The following is a 22,020-nucleotide window of genomic DNA, read 5'->3' on the forward strand; positions in this document are numbered from 1 at the left end:
TCTTAACCATATATCTCTTCTAAACGTAAACAAGCCACCAATCGACCATCCCATTCGCGCAGTTGTGGCTCTACTTCGCTGCACTGCTGTTTGGCATATGGGCAGCGTTTATGTAGGGCACAGCCACTTGGTGGATTGAGAGGACTTGGTAGCTCACCTTGTAGGGTCAAATCATTTTTATGACCATTGACCGTTGGTGCAGCAGCCAGTAGCGCGATGGTATAGGGGTGTTTCGGCGCATTATAAATCGCTTCTTTGGGGCCGTGTTCAACAGCTTGACCCAAATACATCACCATCACATCATCAGCGACGTGGCGCACAACGGATAGATTGTGCGAAATAAAGACGTAAGCGGTTTGATACTCGTCCTGCAAGTCCATAAACAGGTTCAAGACTTGCGCCTGAATCGAGACATCGAGTGCGGAAGTTGGCTCATCAGCGACGACAATTTTAGGATTGAGCATCATGGCACGGGCGAGGGCAATACGCTGGCGCTGACCACCCGAAAACATATGTGGGTAACGACCAGCATGTTCGGGACGTAGACCGACATGCCTCATCATCTCGTTGATTTTGTCGCGCTTTTCTTCTTTAGACAGTTTGGTATGAATATCCAACGGCTCAGTCAATTGATAGCCGATAGTGTGGCGAGGGTTTAAGCTGCCATACGGGTTCTGGAAGACCATTTGAATTTCAGTACGCAACTCTTTTAGCGCCTTTCTACTATAGCCCGTAGTGCCTTCATCATTGATAAATAGCTCACCCTGCGTAGGCGCTTCGATCAATGTTAGCTGGCGGGCAAGGGTTGATTTGCCGCAGCCTGACTCACCAACGACTGCCAGTGTCTTACCAGCTTCAAGTTCAAATGAGACACCGTTGAGCGCTTTCACGTATGCTTTTGCTTTGCCCAGACCTTGTGATACTGGGTAATGCTTGTGTAAATTGTCTGCTTTTAGGACTACTTTGTTACTCATACTTGTGACTCCAAGGTAGCAGCGTGAGAGGGGCGAGAGGTAATATTAGAATCAATACAGCGCACCTTGCCATTAGGTGTATCTAAAATAGGTGGCGGTACTTCACAAGTGGGTTCTTTATACGGGCAACGGGGAGACAACAAGCAACCAGCTGGTCTGTCGTACTGACTTGGTACGACTCCTGGTAAGCTATTCAGACGGTCTTGACCGATAGCTAGCTCAGGGATTGCTTGTAGCAGTGCTTCAGTATAAGGGTGTGCAGGATGTTGAAAAATTTCTGGCACAGTACTGGTTTCAACCACTTGCCCCGCATACATAACCGCGATATCACGCGAGTTTTGTGCAACCAGACCCAAATCATGAGTGATTAATACCATTGCCATTTGTTTTTCGCGTTGCAATCGGCTCAGTAAATCCATAATTTGTGCTTGTACGGTGACATCTAGTGCGGTGGTCGGTTCATCTGCGATAAGCAGTTTTGGCTCGCAGGCAAGCGCCATCGCAATCATAACTCGCTGACTCATGCCACCTGATAACTGATGCGGATAGACTTTGAGACGGTTTTTGGCATCGGGCATTTCGACCAACTCTAACAACTCTAAAATGCGTGTTTGTACAGCTGCGCCTCGTAAACCAAGGTGCTTACGCAGGACTTCACCCAGTTGCATCTCAACCGTAAAGCTTGGATTTAAGCAAGACATTGCATTCTGAAAAATCATAGAGATGTCTTTACCAATGATGCCGCGTCTCTCTTTGGCTGACATACTGAGCATGTCTTTATTGTCAAAGACCACTCGCTGTGCACGTACGGTCGCGGAAGGTGGCAACAGACCCATTAGCGCCATCATAGTGACCGATTTACCTGAGCCAGATTCGCCGACGACAGCGATGACCTCACCTTGGGTTATTTTTAATGACACATCATCCACTGCGCGAAAGGCACGCACTCCTTGTCCGAACGTGACAGACAGGTTTTCAATATCTAGCAACAATGGTGAATCTTTTGTTGATGCGCCATTCATAGAGGTGTGAGTGGTAGGTGTTTTGATTAATGGTTCAGTCATCTTAGGTCACCTGCTTTAATTTGGGATCCAGCGCATCGCGTAAGCCATCACCAGTCAGGTTAATCGATAATGCAGCCAAGAAGATAGCGACACCTGGCCAGATTGCTAGCCAAACATTGCTTTGAATATATTGACGTGCCGTACCTAGCATCGCGCCCCATTCAGCATCAGGTGGCTGTACGCCAAAGCCTAGGAAACCAATCGCACCTGCTTCTAAAATAGCAGACGAGAAAATCATCGTTGCCTGTACGATAAGCGGTGCCATACAGTTGGGTAAAATGGTGATAAACAATAATCTGAGTACGCCAGCGCCCATCACTTGTGAAGCAATAAAGTATTCACGTTGTAGCTCTACCATCGCAGTCGCACGAGTCAGACGAATAAATGGCGGTGTACAGACCAGTGCGATCGTAATAATCGTATTAGTCATAGATGGCCCTAAGATAGCGGCAATGATAATGGCCAATAGCAAGCTGGGATATGACATCAAAATATCATTGACTAGCATGACGGCCTTGCCCCAGACCTTTGGCCAAAACGCCGCACTCAGACCTAGTGAGATACCAACCAACATCGCTAGAGTCGTTGCACTTAGACCGATAAACAACGAATAACGTGCGCCATACATCACGCGAGACAATGTATCTCGGCCTGCATCATCAGTACCTAGCCAAAACATCGTATTACCACCATCTAAAAAGGCAGGCGGTAATTGCTCTTGACCGGTGAACAGCTCGTAAGGGTCATGGGGAGCAATGGCAGGCGCGAGTACGGCAATAAGAACCATCAACGCCAGTACAATAAAGCCAATCACTGCACCTTTGTTTCGGCAGAACGTCGACAAAAATAGCTGCCAAGATGACGGCGGTGTGGCTGCCATCAGATTGACATCAGAGGGAAGAACAGAAGGCTTCATGAGCATTTCCTATAGTGACTAGCGCATCGGTTTCGTTTGGGCTTCTTTTCCTAACAATCATTAGGAATTTGCTAAAACCTCTAGAACCATGCAAGCGCTAATTATCACTATTTATAATGTGAGTATTTATCAATGTTAAATTAAGAAGTATGGCGAATACGTGGATTGATCAGACCATACAAAATATCAATAAATAAACTAACCAAAATCAGAGCGGTGGCGACCAATAAAATACCGTTTTGTACAATAGGGTAGTCACGCGTGAAGAATCCATCGAGCAACCAGTTACCAACACCAGGCCAGCTAAAGATTGTCTCGGTAATAATGGCACCCGCGAGCAACGTTGCCATCTGTAGACCAACGACTGTAACAACAGTAATCAATGCGTTGCGCATCACGTGAACCAGTATCACTCGGCGTGGAGATAAGCCTTTGGCTCGTGCTGTACGTACATAATCTTCATCTAACACCTCCAGCATCGCAGAGCGCGTCATCCGTGCAATCATCGCTAACGGAATGGTCGATAATGCAATCGAAGGCAATATAAAGTGTTTGACCACATTCCAAAACGCGCCAGGTTCTCCTGATGTGAGAGAGCCAAGTAACCATGAGCCATACAATGGCTGCACGTCCAAAAAATGAGCGACAGATATCACGCCAGCGACGGGTAAAAGACCTAAGTAATGAGCGAAGATACCAGTCAGGATGGGGCCCAATAAATAAATGGGCATAGAGTATCCTGCCAACGCGCCTGACATGAGCGTGTAATCAATCCACGTACCACGGCGTAGGGCAGCAAAAATCCCCAAGCTAATACCAACGACGCTAGCAATAACAATGGCACACAGCGCTAACTCTAAAGTAGGGACAAAGTGAGCAAAGAAGTCTTGTAGTACGGGTGTACGAGTACGAAAAGATTGGCCGAAATCACCTGTCAAGATACCCGTTAAATAATCCCAGTACTGGGCAATAAGAGGCTTGTCCAATCCTAGTCGCTCAAGGGCACGAGCATGTAGCTCGGGATCGACCATACGCTCACCCATCATAATCTCGACTGCATCTCCAGGGACGAGGCGAATTAGAGTAAAGGTGGACAGGGTTAGACCAAGATAGACGGGTATTAAAATGGCAATACGACGCAGAATATAAAGTAGCATGGGCTGCTCAATAGTTGTGGTTCAATGATTAGAGTGTTGGCGATGATGAAGAGTTCCGTGACAAAGCGCTTAATTCATATTGCTTATATGAATTCGGCTGGAGCAGAGTAACTGACCCAGCCGAAAATCAATGAATAAATTGCGAATGTCGTAACGGAATTAATTAATCAAGGTTATTCAACTTTTACACCATCGAAGCGTATTGAGCCAAGTGGGCTGATTTTATAATCGACAACGTTTGGTGCGGTGAATACGGTCACTACTGAATGCGCCATCGTCGTCCAAGGAAGCTGCTCTTTGAATATTTGCTGAGCTTGCTCATATTCACTGACACGCTCATCTTGATTATTAATCTGACGGGCATTGGTCACCAAATTATCGAAGTCTTTGTTACACCAGCGTGAGTAGTTATTGCCACCGACCGCGTCACAAGACAATAACGAACCAAGCCAGTTGTCTGGGTCACCATTGTCGCCAGTCCAGCCCGCTAGAATGACATCAGGCTCGCCTTTAGCAGCGCGCTTGAGGTACTCGCCCCACTCATAAGTCACAAGTTTGGTATCGACGCCAATCTTCGCCCAGTCTGCTTGCAGCATTTCAGCCATTAGCTTGGCATTTGGATTGTACGGACGCTGAACTGGCATATACCATAAATTGATAGCTAGGTTGTCCGCGCCGGCTTCTTTGATTAGTGCTTTTGCTTTTTCGACGTCGTAAGGTGCGTCTTGAAGTGACTCGTCATAGCCCCACTGCGTTGGTGGCATTGGGTTGGTCGCCTTGAGCCCTTCGCTTTGATAAACCGCGTTGATAATGGCGTCTTTGTTGATCGCCATATCTAATGCTTGACGAACTTTAAGATCGCTCAACTGAGGTTTTTCTACGTTGTAACCGACATAGCCAACGTTGAAGCCAGGCTGATCTAGCACAGTAGCTTTACCTGATTTTTTGACAGATTCGATTTCGGCAGGTTTTGGATAAGCGGACACGTGACATTCGCCAGCTTGCACTTTTTGGGCGCGGACTGCTGAGTCTTTAGTGATGACAAACACTAGGTTGTCGATATAAATGTCGTCTTTGTTCCAGTAGTCTGGGTTTTTGGTATAACGAATTTGCGCATCTTTTTGATATGAAGTAAAGACGAAAGGTCCGGTACCAACGGGCTTAGTATTAATATCAGCAGCATTATCAGAGGCTAGCAATTGATCTGCGTACTCAGCAGAGTTGATGTAAGCGAAAGGCATCGCTAGGTTCTGTAGGAACGGCGCATTGGTTTCGCTAAGGGTGATTTTCACCGTATAGTCGTCAACCTTTTCGATATTAGAGATAATATCAGGTAGCCCCATACCGACCGAATACGGGAATTCAGCAGGATAAGCTTTGTTAAATTCAAAGTCTGGGTCAGTGATACGTTCTAGCGTAAAGACAATGTCATCCGCGTTGAAATCGCGAGACGGAGTAAAGTAGTCAGTTGTACCGAATTTAACCCCTTTGCGTAGATTAAAAGTATAAGTCTTACCGTCTTCGCTAATGTCCCAGCTTTCAGCAAGTCCTGGTTGAATCTCTGTATCCGCTCTTTTGAATTCTACCAAGCCATTGTAAATAGGGAATGCACTCGCATCAAAATCCGTGCCTGAAGTATACTGCGCTGGATCAAATCCAGCAGGGCTACCTTCTGAGCAATAGAGCAATGTCTTCGCGGCTTTAGCGTCTGAGCTAGCAGCAGAGTCGTCGGTAGTTTTGTTGTCTCCACTACAGGCACTGATACCTAAGACAAACGTCGCCAACATCGTAAGTTTGAAGAGTGATTTTTGCATTATTACATCCTATGTAATGGTAGGTAGTTACTCATGTATCCATATGCTCGTACTTGAGCATGAGTATGATGAGAAAGTATTTAATAACCTCTAAAATCTCCATCTATACAATGTTTAATATATACAAAATAAAACATATTAAAGGTTGTTATAACTTTAAATTATATAGATGGAAACTAAAAATATGAACAAGTCGTTCGAATATACTCTTTTAATCTGTAGTAACGCAAGCTATAAATAAACTAATTTTGATAAAAAATAGATTATTATGCTGTTGGTAGCATGGTTTTAGTGGAATACACTAGATTTTATTGATTTTTGTCTATACATTTTATTTTTACAGGTAAGCAGTCAAAATTTATTTCTGTATGTCTTTATTACTAAATATATACGTCAAGAAATAAACTGGTTACGTTCATTTAGCGTAGCCAGTTATGAAGTGCCTTTAGGATGGTTATCTGTGTTGTGTGGCGATATATATGACTATATTTTATGCAGAAATATTTTCGGCATGATCATGAGTTACCTTGATAAGGTCTGCTAGTTTTTCGGCAATCATAATGGTTGGCGCATTGGTGTTGGCGCTAATAAGCGTTGGCATCACTGAAGCATCGATGACTCGTAATCCACTTATACCGCGTACCTTCAGTTCCAAATCAACCACGGAGCTGTCATCTGAGCCCATGCGGCAAGTGCCTACTGGGTGATAAATAGTATCTGATTTATTGCGGATATAGCCAAGCATGCCATCTTTTTCGATGTAAGGGGCAGGGTAGTCTTCCGTGATGTACTTAGCGAGCGCGGACTCCTGCATGATGGCTCGAGTCCGCTCGGCGCCTGCCACCATATACTCTACGTCTTTTGGATGAGACAGATAGTTTGGATCGATCAAGACGGCATCAGATGGATCTGCTGAGTCCAATCTGACAGTGCCACGACTTTTAGGACGCAAGTAACAGCTATGGCAAGAGACAGCAAACCCACGTCTGAGGTTGCGGCCATGCTCGATCACGCGCGAGATGACAAAGTGCAGTTGGGTGTTTGGCCACTCTTTTGGGTCATCACCGACGCTAAAGAACGCACCTGCTTCGGCATAGTTGGTAGATAGTATGCCTGTACCGTCCTTTCTCCATTGCCGAATGCTTTTGGTCAATGTCGAAATAGATGCCATGCCAATACCGATAACGTCAGTAGTATTGACCTCGTAATCAAAGACGACGTCTAAGTGATCTTGCAAATTGCCACCGACTTCAGGTGCATCTACCACCACATCGATACCATGAGACTGCAAATGATCTGCAGGGCCGATACCCGAAAGCATTAGAACTTTGGGTGACCCAAAGGCACCACCTGATAGTAAGACTTCATGACGTGCCATGACAGTGTGTTCGACGCCGTCTTTTTCGTAGACGACACCTGTTGCTTGATTGTCTTCGATAATGACGCGGTTAGCCTGCGCATGAGTGATAACCGTCAGGTTGGAGCGGTTTTGTACAGGATGTAGATAAGCGGCTGCGGCAGAGCAGCGTTGGCCTTGTTTTTCACCATGGAAATGAGTGACTTGATACAACCCTGTACCATCTTGCTTTTCGCTATTAAAGTCGGTGTTGTGATCTAGGCCATTGGCAATCGCAGCTTCTACGAATGCTTTAGAAATATCTCGTGGACTGAGTAGGTCACTAACATGCAGCGGCCCGCTATCACCATGTAAATCATCGCTACCACGGACGTTATTTTCAGCTTTGATAAAATAAGGCAGGACATCCTCAAATCCCCAGCCAGTACAGCCTTGCTCTACCCAGCGCTCATAGTCTAATCTACTACCGCGTGTATAGATCATGGCATTGATGGCTGATGAACCGCCTAGGCATTGTCCACGCGGCTGAAAACCTTTACGATTATTAAGGTGCTCTTGCGGAGTGGTGTGAAAGCACCAGTTATTCAATTTAAGCGGTTTGCCAGGAACCATCAGAATCAGTCCAGCAGGTACTCGTACTGCTAGATCTTTGCCATCACCGCCGTACTCTAACAAGCAGACACTGATATCTGGATTTTCAGTAAGACGGCTGGCGAGCACGCAGCCCGCTGAGCCACCGCCTACGATGACATAGTCAAAGGTTGTGTCAAATTCCATTTTATATTCCTTATAGCATCCGTGCTAATTAAAATAGGCTACGCTTTACAGTAACTATTATTCTGCTGAAATAATAAAATAAAAATGACTCTGCGGTATCTGTTTGCACAAATATTATAGAAGAAGCTAAGACTGTTGTATTGGGTACATCATTTAAAATGAATGCTACTTAGTGTTGCACCGAACGAGCTTATATCGCACATATTTCTGAGCGTACGATAAAGCGTTTGCCTTCAGGTATTTCTAAGGAAAAACTTGCACCGCGCCCATCGACGACATCAATGGTGAGGTCGGTGTGCTGCCATAGATTATACTGTGCCTTACCCATATAGAATGGACATCCAGCAAGATCCCCAACCAGTACATCCTGACCGCCCACTTTGAACTCTCCTAATGGATAGCACATCGGCGAGCTACCATCACAGCAGCCACCTGATTGATGAAACATCAGCTCACCATGTTTAGATTTAAGCAGTTCAATTAAGGTAGTGCAGGCTTCTGTTGCTGTAACTTTCATAATGACTTCCTTATCATATAAATTATAGTTGTAGACATTGTTTTATTTGAAGTGAAGTAGGTTAGCTCATATCTATATTAAGTGAGAATATAAAAAGTCGTATCACTTTCACTCACATCATTTATAGTATGTGAACGAAAATGATACGACTGACGGTTTATGATCTATAGTCAAATTATCTCTAATCGACTATTTTAAGAAAAAGTCAAAATATCATAAGTGATAATTACATACTATAATCAATGACAATACGTCCTTCGATTTTTCCGTCACGCATACGATCAAAGATATCGTTAATGTTTTCTAGTGGTTCTGCTGCTACAGTCGCTTTGACCTTTCCTGCGGCGGCCATGTCTAGTGATTCCTGTAAGTCAAGACGTGTACCCACGATAGAACCGCGAATAGTGATGCCGTTTAATACGGTGTCAAAGATAGAGACAGGGAAGTCGCCTGTTGGTAAACCATTGCAGACTAAAGTACCACCGCGTCGTAACATGCTCAATGCTTGGTCAAACGCTTTAGATGATACTGCTGTTACTAGTGCGCCATGCGCGCCACCAATCTCTTTTTGTAGATACTCACCAGGATCAGTGTCTTTTGCATTGACCGTAACTTTGGCACCTAGCTTCTTAGCAAAGGCAAGTTTTTCGTCATCAATATCCACTGCTGCAACATTTAGCCCCATTGCAATAGCATATTGTACTGCCATGTGACCTAGCCCACCAATACCCGAGATAACGACCCAATCGCCTGATTTGGTATCAGTCATTTTGAGCCCTTTATAGACAGTGACCCCTGCACACAGTACTGGTGCAATTTCTATAGAATCAACGCTATCAGGAATAATACCGACATAATCGGCATCCGCTAGAACATATTCTGCGAAGCTACCATTGACTGAATAACCAGAGTTTTCTTGGCTCTCGCATAGCGTTTCCCAACCACCCAAACAATGAGTACAGTGTCCACAGGCTGAATAAAGCCAAGGTACGCCAACTCGGTCACCTTCTTTTACATGAGTAACATTATCACCGACGGCAGTGATTAAACCAACGCCTTCATGTCCTGGAATAAATGGTGGACTGGGTTTGACTGGCCAATCACCTTCGACTGCGTGTAGATCAGTATGACAAACGCCTGACGCTTGCATCTTGACCAAAATTTGACCAGGACCTGGTGTGGGAGTATCTACTTCTTCGATTTTTAAAGGTTGGTTGAACTCGTGCAATACGGCTGCTTTCATTTTATCAGTCATGTCGTTATTCCTTGTCATAAGTCTTGATACAGCCAATCCTCTATAGATTAGATACGTTGTTAGCCTCGTCTAGTCTACTACTTGTAGTACTTTCACGCGCTTTCCTTGTATCCAAACTAGATTGAACCGACTATCGCTACTATATGAAAATGCTCTATAAGCATTCCTAACACACTTTGCAACCTCAGTTGCAAAGTGCTTTAAGCCAGTATTTAAATGTGCGTCTAGAAGAAGCCCATTTTCTTCGGATCGTAGGATACCAGCATGTTTTTGGTTTGTTGATAGTGATCTAACATCATCAAATGGTTTTCGCGACCAATACCAGACTGTTTGTAGCCACCGAATGCAGAATGTGACGGATAGACATGGTAGCAGTTAGTCCATACACGGCCTGCTTGGATGCCGCGACCGAAGCGATATGCTTTATGAACACTGCGCGTCCAAATACCTGCACCTAGACCATACAATGTATCGTTGGCAATTTTCATTGCGTCTTCATCGTCTTTAAAGGTAGTCACGGCAAGTACAGGTCCAAAAATTTCTTCTTGGAACACACGCATATCGTTCGTGCCTTCAAAAATAGTAGGTTTAACATAGTAGCCGTCTGCTAGGTCGCCATCGTGTTTGGCTTGATCGCCACCAACTAGGACTTTTGCACCTTCTTGTTTGCCGATATCTAGATAAGATAAGATTTTCTCTAGCTGGTCTGAGCTTGCTTGTGCACCAATCATAGTGTCAGTATCTAGTGGATTACCCATTTTGATGGCTTCGACACGAGCGACACAGCGTTTGATAAATTCATCATAAATACTCTCATGTACCAGTGCACGTGACGGACAGGTACAGACTTCACCTTGGTTGAGCGCAAACATCACTAGGCCTTCAACCGCCTTGTCTAAGAAGTCATCATCTTCATCCATGATGTCGGCGAAGAAGATGTTTGGACTCTTACCACCCAGCTCCAAGGTCACAGGAATGATGTTCTCACTGGCATACTGCATGATAAGGCGACCGGTGGTGGTCTCACCAGTAAAGGCCACTTTATTGATACGCGGGTTTGAAGCCAGTGGCTTGCCTGCTTCGACACCAAAGCCATTAACCACGTTCAATACGCCTTTAGGTAAAATATCAGCCGCACCGATAATTTCTAGCATGTATAAAACAGAGGCAGGGGTTTGTTCCGCAGGTTTGAGGACGATACAGTTACCCGCAGCTAATGCAGGGGCTAGTTTCCATACGGCCATGAGGATAGGGAAGTTCCAAGGAATAATCTGACCGACAACGCCAAGTGGCTCATGGAAATGATAGGCAACGGTATCATCATCGATTTGACTAATGCCGCCTTCTTGGGCGCGAATAGCACTAGCGAAATAACGGAAATGATCAACAGCCAAAGGAATGTCTGCTGCGAGTGTCTCACGCACTGGCTTGCCGTTTTCATAACATTCAGCAATAGCGATAGACTCGAGATTGGCTTCCATTTTATCAGCGAGTTTGAGTAGGATATTCGCGCGTTCCGTCACGCTGGTTTTGCCCCAAGCGTCTTTGGCAGCATGTGCTGCGTCTAAGGCTTTTTCGATATCGGCTGATTTTGAGCGGGCAACTTGGCAGATGACTTTGCCATCGATGGGACTGGTATTGTCAAAGTACTCACCATCAATTGGTGCTACCCATTCACCGTCGATGAAATTGTCGTATTTTTCGCGGAATTGGACTTGGCTTTTCTCGGTATTTGGATAAGGGTATAACATTAACTGCTCCTTGTTGTTTTATATATCAGGTACACGATGGGTAAACCATAATTCATCATTTTATTATGTATGAAATAGAGACTTATATCGTCGTTACTTAATCTTCCTAATTAAGTTCTTAATCAATCGTACTGAACTTTTGCTTATACTTATACTCAATTTTAATAATGATTAGTCGGTATATGTATGAAATTTAGTTATGGAAAATGTATCGGTTAAAGTGGTTCGTAAAGTTGATGTAGCTGCTATAATTATTGGCAGTTTTTTAGGCTATTGCATTTATAAATTTGCTGATAGCGGCTCTTTTTTTCTAAGTTATTGGTTGGTTTACATATATGCGTCAATCTTCTGCTCTTGATATCTTAAAAACAGGTCAAAACGTCTTTTTGACCGGCTCAGCAGGTTCAGGTAAGACTTATACTCTCAATCAATACATCGACTATCTACGCGCTCGCCGTGTGCCCGTTGCGGTGACCGCCAGTACGGGTATTGCCGCCACGCACATGAATGGCACGACGATTCATAGCTGGTCAGGCATCGGTATCAAAGATGAGCTGACTGATCGAGATTTGACCACTTTGTCACGCAAGCAGTTTTTAGCAGACAGATTGAAAGATACTGCGGTATTGGTCATCGATGAGATTTCAATGCTACATGCCAAGCAGCTTAATTTGGTCAGTCAAGTGCTTAAACATATTCGCAAAAATGACAAAGCATTTGGCGGTATTCAAGTGGTTGTCGCAGGTGATTTTTTCCAGTTACCACCGATTGGTAGTAAAGGTGAAACCAATCGTGAAAAGTTTGCCTTTATGTCTGAGGCATGGCTCGATGCCAAGTTCCATATTTGCTACTTGTCTGAGCAGCATCGTCAAGTCAGCGAAGCGGCCAACGGTGGTCTTGACTTGGACGATATTCTTAACCAAATTCGTCGGCAGGAAGTGACTTTTGAGGCAATTGCCGCTTTAGAAGCAACTTATGACCAAAGTGTCGATATCAAGCGTACACGTCTGTATACGCACAATCTCAACGTGAATAAAATCAATGATAAAGAGCTGGCCTCTCTAGATGGAGAGATGATGCGTTTTGAGGCGACGGCGACAGGCGATAGTAAGCTGGTTGAGACGCTAAAAAAGACCGTCCGCACCCAAGACGAGCTAATTCTTAAAGTTGGCGCAAAGGTGATGTTTATCAAAAACAATGCTGAGCTTGGTGTCTCTAATGGAACAATGGGCGAGTTGATTGGTTTTGCTGCTGTTAAAATAGACGATAAAGAAAGTAGTGACGCGTTAGTCGAAGACGATAGCAGCGATGATGTTGATGAAGATGCTGCTGGCGAAAAAACAACGAAAGGTAAGAAGTCCACTGCTAAGAATGATAAAGAAAAACCAAAGTCGAAGAAACCAACGACCCAAAAAATGCCTGTCGTGCGGCTCAATTCAGGACGAGAAGTCATCGCTGAGCCTGAAGAATGGATTATCGAAGATGAAACGGGTGATGTGCTGGCAAGTTACTTACAAGTGCCGCTCTGTCTGGCATGGGCGATTACCATCCATAAATCACAGGGCATGACTCTCGATGCAGCTGAAATTGACTTGTCACGTACTTTTGAGTTGGGACAAGGCTATGTGGCATTATCACGTCTCAAGTCGCTATCGGGTCTACAGTTGCTAGGTATGAACGATATGAGCTTGCAACTCGACCCATTGGCTCGTGGTGCAGATAAGCGGTTTTTGGTACTGTCTGAAGAAGCGGATGCTAATTATGCGATGCTAGATGAAGAAAGCATGCAACAGGCACATGAGAAATTCGTCTTAAAGTCAGGTGGGACGCTAAGTCAGTCGGTAATCGACGCTTACGCCACGCTACAAAAGAAGCGCCGCGAACAGCAGCAAGCGAAGATTGATAAAAAACAGAAATTAGGCAATCAAGTCTCTGACAAGTCAGACAGTACTCTACTTGCGACTAGAGTGTTATTAGAAGAGAGTTTGACTATTGCGGAGATATCACAAGCCCGTCAGTTGTCACAGTCGACTATCATGCGTCACATCGGTGAATTAAAGTCGCAAGACCCCAGCCTTGCCTGTGATCATTTGCGTCCAGATGATGAGGTGATGACAGCCGTTGGCAATGCCTATGTTGCCATTAAAGTCGCTAACAATCCAAATGACTTCAACGATGATGGCAACATCAAGCTACGTCCGATATTTGATCATCTTAAGCAGAGCATTGACTACAACACCATTCGCCTCGCACTGATTTTTATTACTCCGTAGCTGTATTGCTTATAACTTTACTGCCTATTATTTTACTACTTTTGTTTTTTGGCCTTTATTTTTACTATTGCTTAGTATTCAGCAATTATAAAGGCACTTAACGTGATAACGCTCAGTTTTTGCCCCCATTTATAGCGATACCCTTTATGTCCAATGTTATGCCTGATTTTTCGAGCGCTACTTATCAATTGACCTCTGATCCGATAGCGGCGACGTTCCGTACGACGGGTGAGCACACACAGCCACTGAGAGTTGCTATCAATGGTTTTGGTCGTATAGGGCGCAATGTACTTCGTGCTTTGCTAGAGCGCTTTGAGGTGTTGGGCCGTGCAATTCATGTGGTGGCAATTAATGATTTAGCGCCAGCGGATATCTTGCTGCATTTATTAAAGTTTGATAGCACACATGGTCGCCTCAGTCGGCTAGGGGTAGATGCTGAGCTTGTAGAGAATGAGTTAGGTGATACCAATAAGATCGAGCTTTGCCTGACCAAGAACAACTTAACTTACTGCATCAATATGCTATCTGAGCCTGATCCTAAAAACTTACCTTGGCAGGCACTGGGTGTCGATGTGGTTTTAGAGTGTACTGGGCATTTTCGCTCGTATGAGCAAGCGACGTTACATATTGATGCTGGTGCGCAGCAAGTTATTATCGGCGCCGCACCATTTGACGATGTGGATGCTTGCATCGTTATGGGCGTGAATACCGATGCGCTCACGCTTGAGCTACCGATTATCTCTAGTGTCTCTTGTACCACGCAGGCATTGGTACCGTTGATTGATACGCTAGATAAGGCGTTTGGTGTACAGTCTGCCATGATGACAGAGATTCATGCAGTTACTGCTGATCAAACGGTGCTAGATCAAGCACATCGAGACCCAAGACGGGCGCGCGCTTCTGGCTATAATATTATCCCAACGACGTCCAGTAGTATCGCTGCGACAGAGCGAGTGCTACCAGCTATGGCCGGCAAGATAAATGGACATTCGATACGGGTGCCCACTATCGACGTGGCTGCGATTGATGTCACCTTTGTATTTGATACACTAGATGTCGATGTTGAGACAGTGCGAGAGGTGCTCAAATCTGCCAGCCAAGCACATCTGCATGACATCATGGCTTATACCGATGAACCGTTGGTATCTAGTGATTTTATCCATCAGACTGAGTCACTCATTATTGATGGTCAGCAGCTTATGCAAGTAGGCGGTCAGTATAAGGTTTTTGCGTGGTATGACAATGAATGGGGCTATGCCAATAGGCTGCTCGATATGTGCTTACATTTGGCCTCAAGCCAGCGATAATGCACCAATTTAAAAGTATTTTAAAATTAATTGAATTTTTTTAGATTAGGGGCTTGCATTATAAAATGATATCTATATAATGATGCACCAATGGAGACGTGGCAGAGCGGTTGAATGCACCGGTCTTGAAAACCGACAAGGGTTAATAGCCCTTCGAGAGTTCGAATCTCTCCGTCTCCGCCAAATTCGAAAAAGCCCCAATCATTGCTGATTGGGGCTTTTTTATGGTATTGATAAAAGTAGCCAATACTACCTTCTATAAAGTTCTCAATATAGTGCGGGACGGCTACTTCACCAGTGAGTCTTCAAATTCGATTGTCTGATCGTCTACTAAGATAAGCGTGCCTTTATTAATCTCGATAGTCATGCCGTTAGCGTTTTTGATAGCACGCATGACATTGATATCCTCAATACTGCTTTCGATAATTATTTTTCCAGATTGTTCTGGTGCGATAGGTGGATCAAACGTTGTCAAAGGCACATTGAAGTTTTTGCCCTTTTTCAGGTTGGCATCCTTCATGGTTAGCGTACCTTTAAAGCTTTTTATCGCACCTGTCCCATGATTGGATAGCATAAACTGCATTTTGACTTGATTTAAGCTATCGCTATCACTGGTTTTCACAGGTAGTAGGGCGACAGGGTACATCTGCGCGGTAGCGTTAGCTGCCTGATCAGTGACGATAGGGCTTTTCTTACCCGTTGGATTGTTTGGATGCAGACGCTCGTATTCACGCTGTTGTATCAGTGCTTGCTTAATAGTAGTGCGCGGCATGGCACCTGACTCATAAGCATCGCTCAGCTTCATGCGCAGCATATAGCGGCTAAGCACTTGTTGGTCAGCCTCAGACAATTGCTCAAAAGTTTGCCCTAACTTTTTTTGCCATTGGTCAGAATCTGTTGGTATGGTTATCTTACTTGGATCAGTCTGCGGCGATGAGCAGCCAGCCACAATCGCTATCATGGCTACTGTTATGGTTGAAAACAAAGCCTTGTTGAAACGCTGATGTAAGCTCGTCATCGTACACCTCCTTGTAAACCTGTGTTATGTTGAAACCTCATAAATAGTCACGACTCTACTCTTAATATACCTTTTTTAAACATCTGTTGTGTTTAGTTATGGCTAACTACAGTTGCAAATAGCCTGGAGTGTCTAAAAATATATATACGGTAGATAAGATAGTAGAAGGACGTAACAAGAAGAGAGTTGGAGAAATATCAGCAATGTTTTAACTTTTATAGCAGCCACAAAAAAAGACCAAACTTGCTAAAGCAAGCTTGGTCTTTTTTATTCTGATAGCACTGAATAATGCTATTTTTACAGCGTTAATATTTTTATAGCGCTACTATCAATCGTCTAGTCGTCATCTTGTAATTCAGATAGCGGATGAGTGATGTTGTTGTTATGCGTCACGACAATCGCTTCATCAATAATGTGCTGGCTAACGCCGCGCTTACGTAGCGTTTCGATGAATACTTCATCATGGGCAAGCGTATAATCCTGATGGTCACGATCCAAGCCCTGACGAATGTAAAGACGAATAAGCCCTTGAATGCGCTTAAAGCCCAAGTCTGAAGACGTCGTTTCTAATAGGGCAATCATCTCTTCAGACAAACGAATACTAATCGGACGCATGATCTTCTGCGGATGCGCAGAGAATTTATTTTTTACACGTACAGGTATCATAATAAACCATTACTTTTAGTGAGTATGAGCAGAGCACTCAAACAAAAACGAACCCAATCAAATCTAACCTTACCATACAACAAAAATGTCTAAAAGAACACCGCAGCCGTGCTAATATTATTAGAGGTAAATATAAAAGGTACAACAATAAAAAAACCTCCATCAAATTATGATGAAGGTTTTTAGTATATGGCTCTCCAACCTGGGCTCGAACCAGGGACACACGGATTAACAGTCCGTTGCTCTACCAACTGAGCTATTGGAGAATAGATGGTCACAACAACAAGCTATTGACGCTTTGTATTAAAGCAATTGATTATCTTGTTTGCGTTATGTGGGGCACATTTTAGCCAAGTCATTACAGGCTGTCAACCTTATTATGCGTTTAATTATAAATATTATCGCAATTATTGAAAATTAACGCCAATCCCTTGTCCGATAAGCTATTTCAAGGCTCAATTTTATAGAAAATGACTATAAATAGGCTGCAAGAATAAAGATTATTTTCAGATACCCTCATCTGATGTATAAGAAAAATGATAAAAGTATAGAAATAGATGTGAATTGAATAAAGTCAAACTGGATTTGATGCTTTGTATTTTTAAGTATAAAGGTAAGGCGACATCGTTTGACACAATAAAGTTGCAAGATAACCCTTCACATTGGCAGTAGAGTTCTATAAAATACCGACCATGTGGTTTCTTTGCTATGTTTTTTCATAGCATGCGTTGAAAAAAAGCGGGTGTTCTAAAGATGAGTCCTACTACGATTGCTTACGGTTATCTGACTATTGCCATTATATGCGAAGTGGTGGGTACGACTTTTTTAGTAAAGTCAGAACAGTTCACCCGTTTGGTGCCAACTTTGATGATGGGCGTGCTCTATGCTATTTCATTTTACTTGTTGGCTCAGACGCTCAAAACCATACCGCTAGGCATTGCGTATGCACTGTGGGGCGGGCTTGGGATTGTGCTGACATCACTCGCTGGTGTAGTGCTATTCAAGCAAAATCTCGATACAGCAGCAGTGGTCGGTATCGCGATGATTGTCGGTGGTGTTGTTGTGATGAACTTATTGTCTAATTCTGTGGTGCATTGATATGGTAAATGCTTATAAGCGTAAAAAACAGCCAGAAGTCATTCGTCGTGCGTTGTTAGATCAGGCAGCACGTATCACATTGGAGCAAGGCTTATCTAAGGTAACGTTTCAGGCAGTCGCTGATGCAGTTGGTGTCACTAAAGGTGGTGTGATGCATCATTTTTCTACCAAAAACGCACTCGTGCTAGAAGCATTCAATGATGCAATGGCTAAATTTGAGGCAGAAGTGAACGCAGCAATGGCTGAAGATCCTATTAAATACGGTTCATTTACTCGCGCTTATATAGACGCCACCATCAGCCTCGGCGAAAAAGGGCAGGAAGAGTACGATAATCAAGCAACCTTATATGTGCTAATGCTTGGCGATAGTGAACTGCGTGAGTTGTGGGCTAAATGGGCAAATGAACAAATTAAAAAACATGCTGAAACAGATAATACCGAGACATTATGTATGGTGCGTCTCGTCGCCGACGGTATTTGGCTCTCAGATTTTTCAGGCATTGATATCGCAGACAAAAAGTCATTGCGCAAGCGATTAATAAAAATGACGCAACACGATTTCGATGTATAAAACGACACTGACTTATAAAGTAATTTTTATTTCACTATTTAAAGACTGAATCTTGAAACTTAACTAACGACGATACTATTCGGCCTGAGTACTTTTATATAGTTACTTCTGCCAACCGTCCTAAGGGGAATTTATGACTGATCTTAATAATTTGACAGATCTTATCGATTTAGACCAAGTACAAACAGCCTATATCAACGGTCGCTATCTAGCAGTTGATGAATCGCTGACGACTTTTGAAGATATCAATCCAGCCACGGGTGAAGTATTGGCAACGATCCAGCAAACCAGCAATGAGCAGATTGACGAGGCAGTAAAAGCTGCTCATAAAGGTCAAAAAGTCTGGGCAGCGATGACAGCAGTTGAGCGTGGCCGAGTCTTATCAAAAGCTGTTGAAATATTGCGCGCACGCAATGATGTTTTGGCACTACTTGAGACCAAAGACACGGGTAAAGCCTACTCTGAGACTAAGTACGTCGATATCGTCACTGGTGCTGACGTCGTTGAATACTATGCAGGGCTTGCGCCAATGATTGAGGGTCGTCAGATTCCATTGCGTGATACTAGCTTTGTCTACACTCGCCGTGAGCCACTTGGTGTGGTCGCTGGTATTGGCGCGTGGAACTATCCTATTCAAATCGCTATGTGGAAAGCGGCACCTGCACTGGCTGCTGGTAATGCGATGATTTTTAAACCATCAGAAGTGACGCCGCTAACGGCATTGAAACTGGCAGAGATATTGACAGAAGCTGGATTGCCAGATGGTGTGTTTAACGTGGTTCAAGGTAACTACGAAGTAGGTCAGGCATTGACTGAGCATCCAGATATCGCAAAAGTATCGTTCACAGGTGGTGTGCCGACTGGGAAAAAAGTTATGTCGAGCGCGGCAAGTTCATCTTTAAAAGATGTAACTTTAGAGCTTGGTGGTAAATCACCTTTGATTATATTTGATGATGCAGATATCGATACTGCTGCTGACATCGCTATGATGGCCAACTTCTATAGTACTGGTCAGGTGTGTACCAATGGTACGCGTGTATTTGTTCCAAAAGCGCTACAAGCTAAGTTCGAGCAAGCTATCTTAACTCGTGTTGAGCGTATTAAGCTAGGCGACCCTATAGATGAAAATATCAATATGGGTCCATTGGTTAGCTTCCCGCATATGGAAAGAGTGCTTGGCTATATCGAGCAAGGTAAACAAAGTGGCGCACGTCTACTAGTAGGCGGCGCACGTGTTACGACAGACGAGTTTGCAAGTGGGGCGTTTGTCGAACCGACGGTATTCACTGATTGCACGGATGATATGACCATTGTACGTGAGGAGATATTTGGCCCAGTAATGTCGATATTGACTTATGAGACCGAAGAAGAGGTGATTCGCCGTGCCAATGATACCGATTACGGATTGGCAGCTGGGGTTGTGACTGCAGATCTAAAACGCGCGCATCGCGTCATTGCTCAAATCGAAGCTGGCATCTGCTGGTTAAATACATGGGGTGAGTCGGCTGCGCAAATGCCAGTAGGTGGCTACAAGCATTCTGGTATCGGCCGCGAAAATGGTATCGAAGCGCTTGAGCATTATACTCAGACCAAATCTATCCAAGTAGAGTTGGGCGCGTTCGAATCGGTCTTTTAATTGTTCATAGTTTAATAGTTTGTATTAGAAAAACTAAGTCAGTAAGGTTTTTTTATCAGGTCTATTTGGCCTTTTTAGTAGACCTTACTGACACTAGACGCTTTATGTTTTTCAATATTATGGAGTATGTTATGCCATCAACCACACCTGAGTACGACTACATTATCGTCGGTGCAGGCTCAGCAGGAAATGTGCTGGCCACACGTCTGACCGAAGATGCCAATATTAAGGTACTGCTGTTAGAAGCAGGTCGTCCAGATTATCGTTTTGACTTTCGTACCCAAATGCCAGCTGCGCTTGCAATGCCACTACAAGGGACGACTTATAACTGGGGTTATAAGACAGATCCTGAACCCTATATGAACAACCGTGTCATGGACTGCGGTCGCGGCAAAGGGCTAGGTGGCTCATCACTGATTAACGGTATGTGCTACATCCGTGGTAATGCGTTAGATTTTGATGATTGGTCTAAGATAAAAGGCCTATCAGATTGGACATATTCTGATTGCTTACCGTACTTCAAAAAGCTAGAAAATCGTGACGCTGGCGAGAATGACTATCACGGCGTGGGTGGTCCTGTTGAAATGACTACCTCAAAGCCAGGGGTTAATCCACTGTTCCAAGCTATGATTGAAGCAGGCGTGCAAGCGGGCTATCCACGTACCGAAGATCTAAACGGCTATCAACAAGAAGGTTTTGGTCCGATGGATCGATTCGTGACACCCAACGGTCGCCGTGCATCAACGGCTCGCGGCTATCTCGATCGTGCCAAACCACGTAGCAATATCACGATTTTGACAGGTGCGTTGACTGATGTAATTTTATTCGACGGCAAGCGCGCTGTCGGTGTCAAAGTCGAGCACGAAGGCCAGACCAAAAATTTCCATGCCGCTCGCGAAGTAATTGTCTCTTCTGGTGCGATTGCTTCACCGCAACTGCTACAACGTTCAGGTATCGGTCCTGGTCAGTGGCTAAAAGACGCCGGTGTGACTGAAATATTGGAACTGCCAGGTGTCGGTAATAATTTACAAGACCATTTAGAGCTGTATATGCAGTATGAATGCAAACTGCCAGTTTCAATCGCGCCTGCCAACAAATGGTGGAATAAGCCTGCGATTGGTGCAGAGTGGTTGTTCAATGGCACAGGTCTGGGTGCTTCTAACCAATTTGAAGGTGGCGGCTTCATCCGTACCGATGAAAAGTTCACCCATCCAAACATTCAGTATCACTTCTTGCCATTAGCTGTACGCTACGATGGCCGTAGTGCAGTTAAATCGCACAGCTTTCAAGCACACGTCGGCTCATTGCGCTCGCCAAGCCGTGGTCGTGTCAAGCTAAAGTCGCGTGATCCCAAAGCGCATCCAAGTATTTTGTTTAACTATATGTCGCATGATCAAGACTGGCAAGAATTCCGTGCGGCGATGCGTATCACGCGTGAAATCATGCATCAGCCAGCGCTCGACCCTTATCGTGGTCGTGCGATTGCACCGACTGATGATTTGGTCACCGATGCCCAGTTAGATGAATACGTACGTAATCATAGTGAGACGGCTTATCATCCATCTTGTACCTGTGCGATGGGTGAAGACAATGATTCGGTAGTGAACGGCGAAGGTCTGGTTCACGGTATTGATGGCTTGCGAGTCGTCGATGCGTCTATCATGCCCAACATCATTAGTGGTAATCTCAATGCCACGACTATTATGTTGGCAGAAAAAATTGTCGATAAGATGAGAGGCGTGAAGCTGCCACGTTCTACGGCAGATTATTATGTGGCCAATGGGGCACCACTGCGCTCTGAGCCAATGCGTGATTACCTCTCGACGGTGTAGGCTGCGATACAAGCTTACAGTCAAGTTATTGAATAAA

17 protein-coding genes and 2 tRNA genes are annotated in these 22,020 nt (G+C 44.4%); 7 read left to right on the forward strand and 12 right to left on the reverse strand.

Features of this window, described 5'->3' with window-relative positions; translation table 11 throughout:
- Positions 1 to 2 precede the first annotated feature (2 nt).
- From ACT3QR_RS06285 to exaC, 9 genes are all read right to left on the reverse strand, one after another.
- Complete coding sequence (locus ACT3QR_RS06285; RefSeq protein WP_444520533.1) at positions 3 to 974, reverse strand: peptide ABC transporter ATP-binding protein; 972 nt, start codon at positions 972 to 974, stop codon at positions 3 to 5.
- Positions 971 to 2,038, reverse strand: coding sequence for an ABC transporter ATP-binding protein (locus tag ACT3QR_RS06290; protein WP_444520534.1), 1,068 nt, complete (start codon positions 2,036 to 2,038; stop codon positions 971 to 973). Before ACT3QR_RS06290 ends, ACT3QR_RS06285 begins: the two co-directional genes overlap by 4 nt.
- A gap of 1 nt (position 2,039) precedes the next feature.
- Positions 2,040 to 2,954: an ABC transporter permease gene (locus ACT3QR_RS06295; protein WP_444520535.1), complete on the reverse strand. Its 915-nt coding sequence runs from the start codon at positions 2,952 to 2,954 to the stop codon at positions 2,040 to 2,042.
- A gap of 140 nt (positions 2,955 to 3,094) precedes the next feature.
- Positions 3,095 to 4,111, reverse strand: coding sequence for an ABC transporter permease (locus ACT3QR_RS06300; protein ID WP_444520536.1), 1,017 nt, complete (start codon positions 4,109 to 4,111; stop codon positions 3,095 to 3,097).
- A 173-nt stretch (positions 4,112 to 4,284) separates the two neighbouring features.
- A complete protein-coding gene (locus ACT3QR_RS06305) occupies positions 4,285 to 5,925 on the reverse strand; it encodes an ABC transporter substrate-binding protein (protein WP_444520537.1) in 1,641 nt (546 codons plus the stop codon).
- Positions 5,926 to 6,415: 490 nt separating this feature from the next.
- The gene (locus ACT3QR_RS06310) at positions 6,416 to 8,059 is read right to left on the reverse strand and encodes a GMC family oxidoreductase (protein ID WP_444520538.1); all 1,644 of its coding nucleotides are present in this window, start codon (positions 8,057 to 8,059) and stop codon (positions 6,416 to 6,418) included.
- Between the two features lie 190 nt (positions 8,060 to 8,249).
- Positions 8,250 to 8,576 carry a DUF779 domain-containing protein gene (locus tag ACT3QR_RS06315; protein WP_444520539.1) on the reverse strand — a complete coding sequence of 109 codons (327 nt, stop codon included), beginning with the start codon at positions 8,574 to 8,576 and terminating at the stop codon, positions 8,250 to 8,252.
- Positions 8,577 to 8,802: 226 nt separating this feature from the next.
- Complete coding sequence (adhP, locus tag ACT3QR_RS06320; RefSeq protein ID WP_444520540.1) at positions 8,803 to 9,831, reverse strand: alcohol dehydrogenase AdhP; 1,029 nt, start codon at positions 9,829 to 9,831, stop codon at positions 8,803 to 8,805.
- Positions 9,832 to 10,055: 224 nt separating this feature from the next.
- Positions 10,056 to 11,582: an acetaldehyde dehydrogenase ExaC gene (gene exaC, locus ACT3QR_RS06325; protein ID WP_444520541.1), complete on the reverse strand. Its 1,527-nt coding sequence runs from the start codon at positions 11,580 to 11,582 to the stop codon at positions 10,056 to 10,058.
- Positions 11,583 to 11,917: 335 nt separating this feature from the next.
- On the opposite strand from exaC, the gene ACT3QR_RS06330 reads away from it, so the two are divergent.
- From ACT3QR_RS06330 to ACT3QR_RS06340, 3 genes are all read left to right on the forward strand, one after another.
- Positions 11,918 to 13,855 (forward strand): AAA family ATPase, encoded by a 1,938-nt coding sequence (locus tag ACT3QR_RS06330; protein ID WP_444520542.1) that lies wholly within the window; start codon positions 11,918 to 11,920, stop codon positions 13,853 to 13,855.
- A gap of 158 nt (positions 13,856 to 14,013) precedes the next feature.
- The gene (locus ACT3QR_RS06335; RefSeq protein ID WP_444520636.1) at positions 14,014 to 15,162 is read left to right on the forward strand and encodes a type I glyceraldehyde-3-phosphate dehydrogenase; all 1,149 of its coding nucleotides are present in this window, start codon (positions 14,014 to 14,016) and stop codon (positions 15,160 to 15,162) included.
- A 92-nt stretch (positions 15,163 to 15,254) separates the two neighbouring features.
- Positions 15,255 to 15,345 (forward strand) — tRNA-Ser (locus tag ACT3QR_RS06340).
- Positions 15,346 to 15,448: 103 nt separating this feature from the next.
- On the opposite strand, the gene ACT3QR_RS06345 is transcribed toward ACT3QR_RS06340, so the two are convergent.
- The 3 genes from ACT3QR_RS06345 to ACT3QR_RS06355 form a co-directional block, all read right to left on the reverse strand.
- On the reverse strand, positions 15,449 to 16,180 hold the full coding sequence (locus tag ACT3QR_RS06345; protein WP_444520543.1) for a hypothetical protein: 732 nt from the start codon (positions 16,178 to 16,180) through the stop codon (positions 15,449 to 15,451).
- A gap of 336 nt (positions 16,181 to 16,516) precedes the next feature.
- Entirely contained in the window at positions 16,517 to 16,846 is a 330-nt protein-coding gene (locus ACT3QR_RS06350; RefSeq protein WP_444520544.1) for a CopG family transcriptional regulator, read from the reverse strand.
- A gap of 190 nt (positions 16,847 to 17,036) precedes the next feature.
- Positions 17,037 to 17,112, reverse strand: a tRNA-Asn gene (locus ACT3QR_RS06355).
- 487 nt (positions 17,113 to 17,599) lie between these two features.
- Between ACT3QR_RS06355 and ACT3QR_RS06360 the strand changes: the two genes are divergently transcribed.
- From ACT3QR_RS06360 to betA, 4 genes are all read left to right on the forward strand, one after another.
- Positions 17,600 to 17,944: a DMT family transporter gene (locus ACT3QR_RS06360; RefSeq protein WP_444520545.1), complete on the forward strand. Its 345-nt coding sequence runs from the start codon at positions 17,600 to 17,602 to the stop codon at positions 17,942 to 17,944.
- 1 nt (position 17,945) lies between these two features.
- Complete coding sequence (locus ACT3QR_RS06365; protein ID WP_444520546.1) at positions 17,946 to 18,515, forward strand: TetR/AcrR family transcriptional regulator; 570 nt, start codon at positions 17,946 to 17,948, stop codon at positions 18,513 to 18,515.
- 133 nt (positions 18,516 to 18,648) lie between these two features.
- Entirely contained in the window at positions 18,649 to 20,151 is a 1,503-nt protein-coding gene (gene betB, locus ACT3QR_RS06370) for a betaine-aldehyde dehydrogenase (RefSeq protein ID WP_444520547.1), read from the forward strand.
- Between the two features lie 131 nt (positions 20,152 to 20,282).
- Positions 20,283 to 21,983, forward strand: coding sequence for a choline dehydrogenase (gene betA / locus ACT3QR_RS06375; protein WP_444520548.1), 1,701 nt, complete (start codon positions 20,283 to 20,285; stop codon positions 21,981 to 21,983).
- The last annotated feature ends 37 nt before the right edge of the window (positions 21,984 to 22,020 follow it).

It is taken from the genome of Psychrobacter sp. AOP7-B1-25, from assembly GCF_052376195.1.
Taxonomy (GTDB): Bacteria; Pseudomonadota; Gammaproteobacteria; order Pseudomonadales; family Moraxellaceae; genus Psychrobacter.

Excerpts from the sequence above, each read along its gene's own strand:
- ACT3QR_RS06285 (WP_444520533.1), bottom strand. The coding sequence starts at position 974 with ATGAGTAACAAAGTAGTCCTAAAAGCAGACAATTTACACAAGCATTAC.
- ACT3QR_RS06290 (WP_444520534.1), bottom strand. The coding sequence starts at position 2,038 with ATGACTGAACCATTAATCAAAACACCTACCACTCACACCTCTATGAAT.
- ACT3QR_RS06295 (WP_444520535.1), bottom strand. The coding sequence starts at position 2,954 with ATGAAGCCTTCTGTTCTTCCCTCTGATGTCAATCTGATGGCAGCCACA.
- ACT3QR_RS06300 (WP_444520536.1), bottom strand. The coding sequence starts at position 4,111 with ATGCTACTTTATATTCTGCGTCGTATTGCCATTTTAATACCCGTCTAT.
- ACT3QR_RS06305 (WP_444520537.1), bottom strand. The coding sequence starts at position 5,925 with ATGCAAAAATCACTCTTCAAACTTACGATGTTGGCGACGTTTGTCTTA.
- ACT3QR_RS06310 (WP_444520538.1), bottom strand. The coding sequence starts at position 8,059 with ATGGAATTTGACACAACCTTTGACTATGTCATCGTAGGCGGTGGCTCA.
- ACT3QR_RS06315 (WP_444520539.1), bottom strand. The coding sequence starts at position 8,576 with ATGAAAGTTACAGCAACAGAAGCCTGCACTACCTTAATTGAACTGCTT.
- adhP (WP_444520540.1), bottom strand. The coding sequence starts at position 9,831 with ATGACTGATAAAATGAAAGCAGCCGTATTGCACGAGTTCAACCAACCT.
- exaC (WP_444520541.1), bottom strand. The coding sequence starts at position 11,582 with ATGTTATACCCTTATCCAAATACCGAGAAAAGCCAAGTCCAATTCCGC.
- ACT3QR_RS06330 (WP_444520542.1), top strand. The coding sequence starts at position 11,918 with ATGCGTCAATCTTCTGCTCTTGATATCTTAAAAACAGGTCAAAACGTC.
- ACT3QR_RS06335 (WP_444520636.1), top strand. The coding sequence starts at position 14,014 with ATGCCTGATTTTTCGAGCGCTACTTATCAATTGACCTCTGATCCGATA.
- ACT3QR_RS06345 (WP_444520543.1), bottom strand. The coding sequence starts at position 16,180 with ATGACGAGCTTACATCAGCGTTTCAACAAGGCTTTGTTTTCAACCATA.
- ACT3QR_RS06350 (WP_444520544.1), bottom strand. The coding sequence starts at position 16,846 with ATGATACCTGTACGTGTAAAAAATAAATTCTCTGCGCATCCGCAGAAG.
- ACT3QR_RS06360 (WP_444520545.1), top strand. The coding sequence starts at position 17,600 with ATGAGTCCTACTACGATTGCTTACGGTTATCTGACTATTGCCATTATA.
- ACT3QR_RS06365 (WP_444520546.1), top strand. The coding sequence starts at position 17,946 with ATGGTAAATGCTTATAAGCGTAAAAAACAGCCAGAAGTCATTCGTCGT.
- betB (WP_444520547.1), top strand. The coding sequence starts at position 18,649 with ATGACTGATCTTAATAATTTGACAGATCTTATCGATTTAGACCAAGTA.
- betA (WP_444520548.1), top strand. The coding sequence starts at position 20,283 with ATGCCATCAACCACACCTGAGTACGACTACATTATCGTCGGTGCAGGC.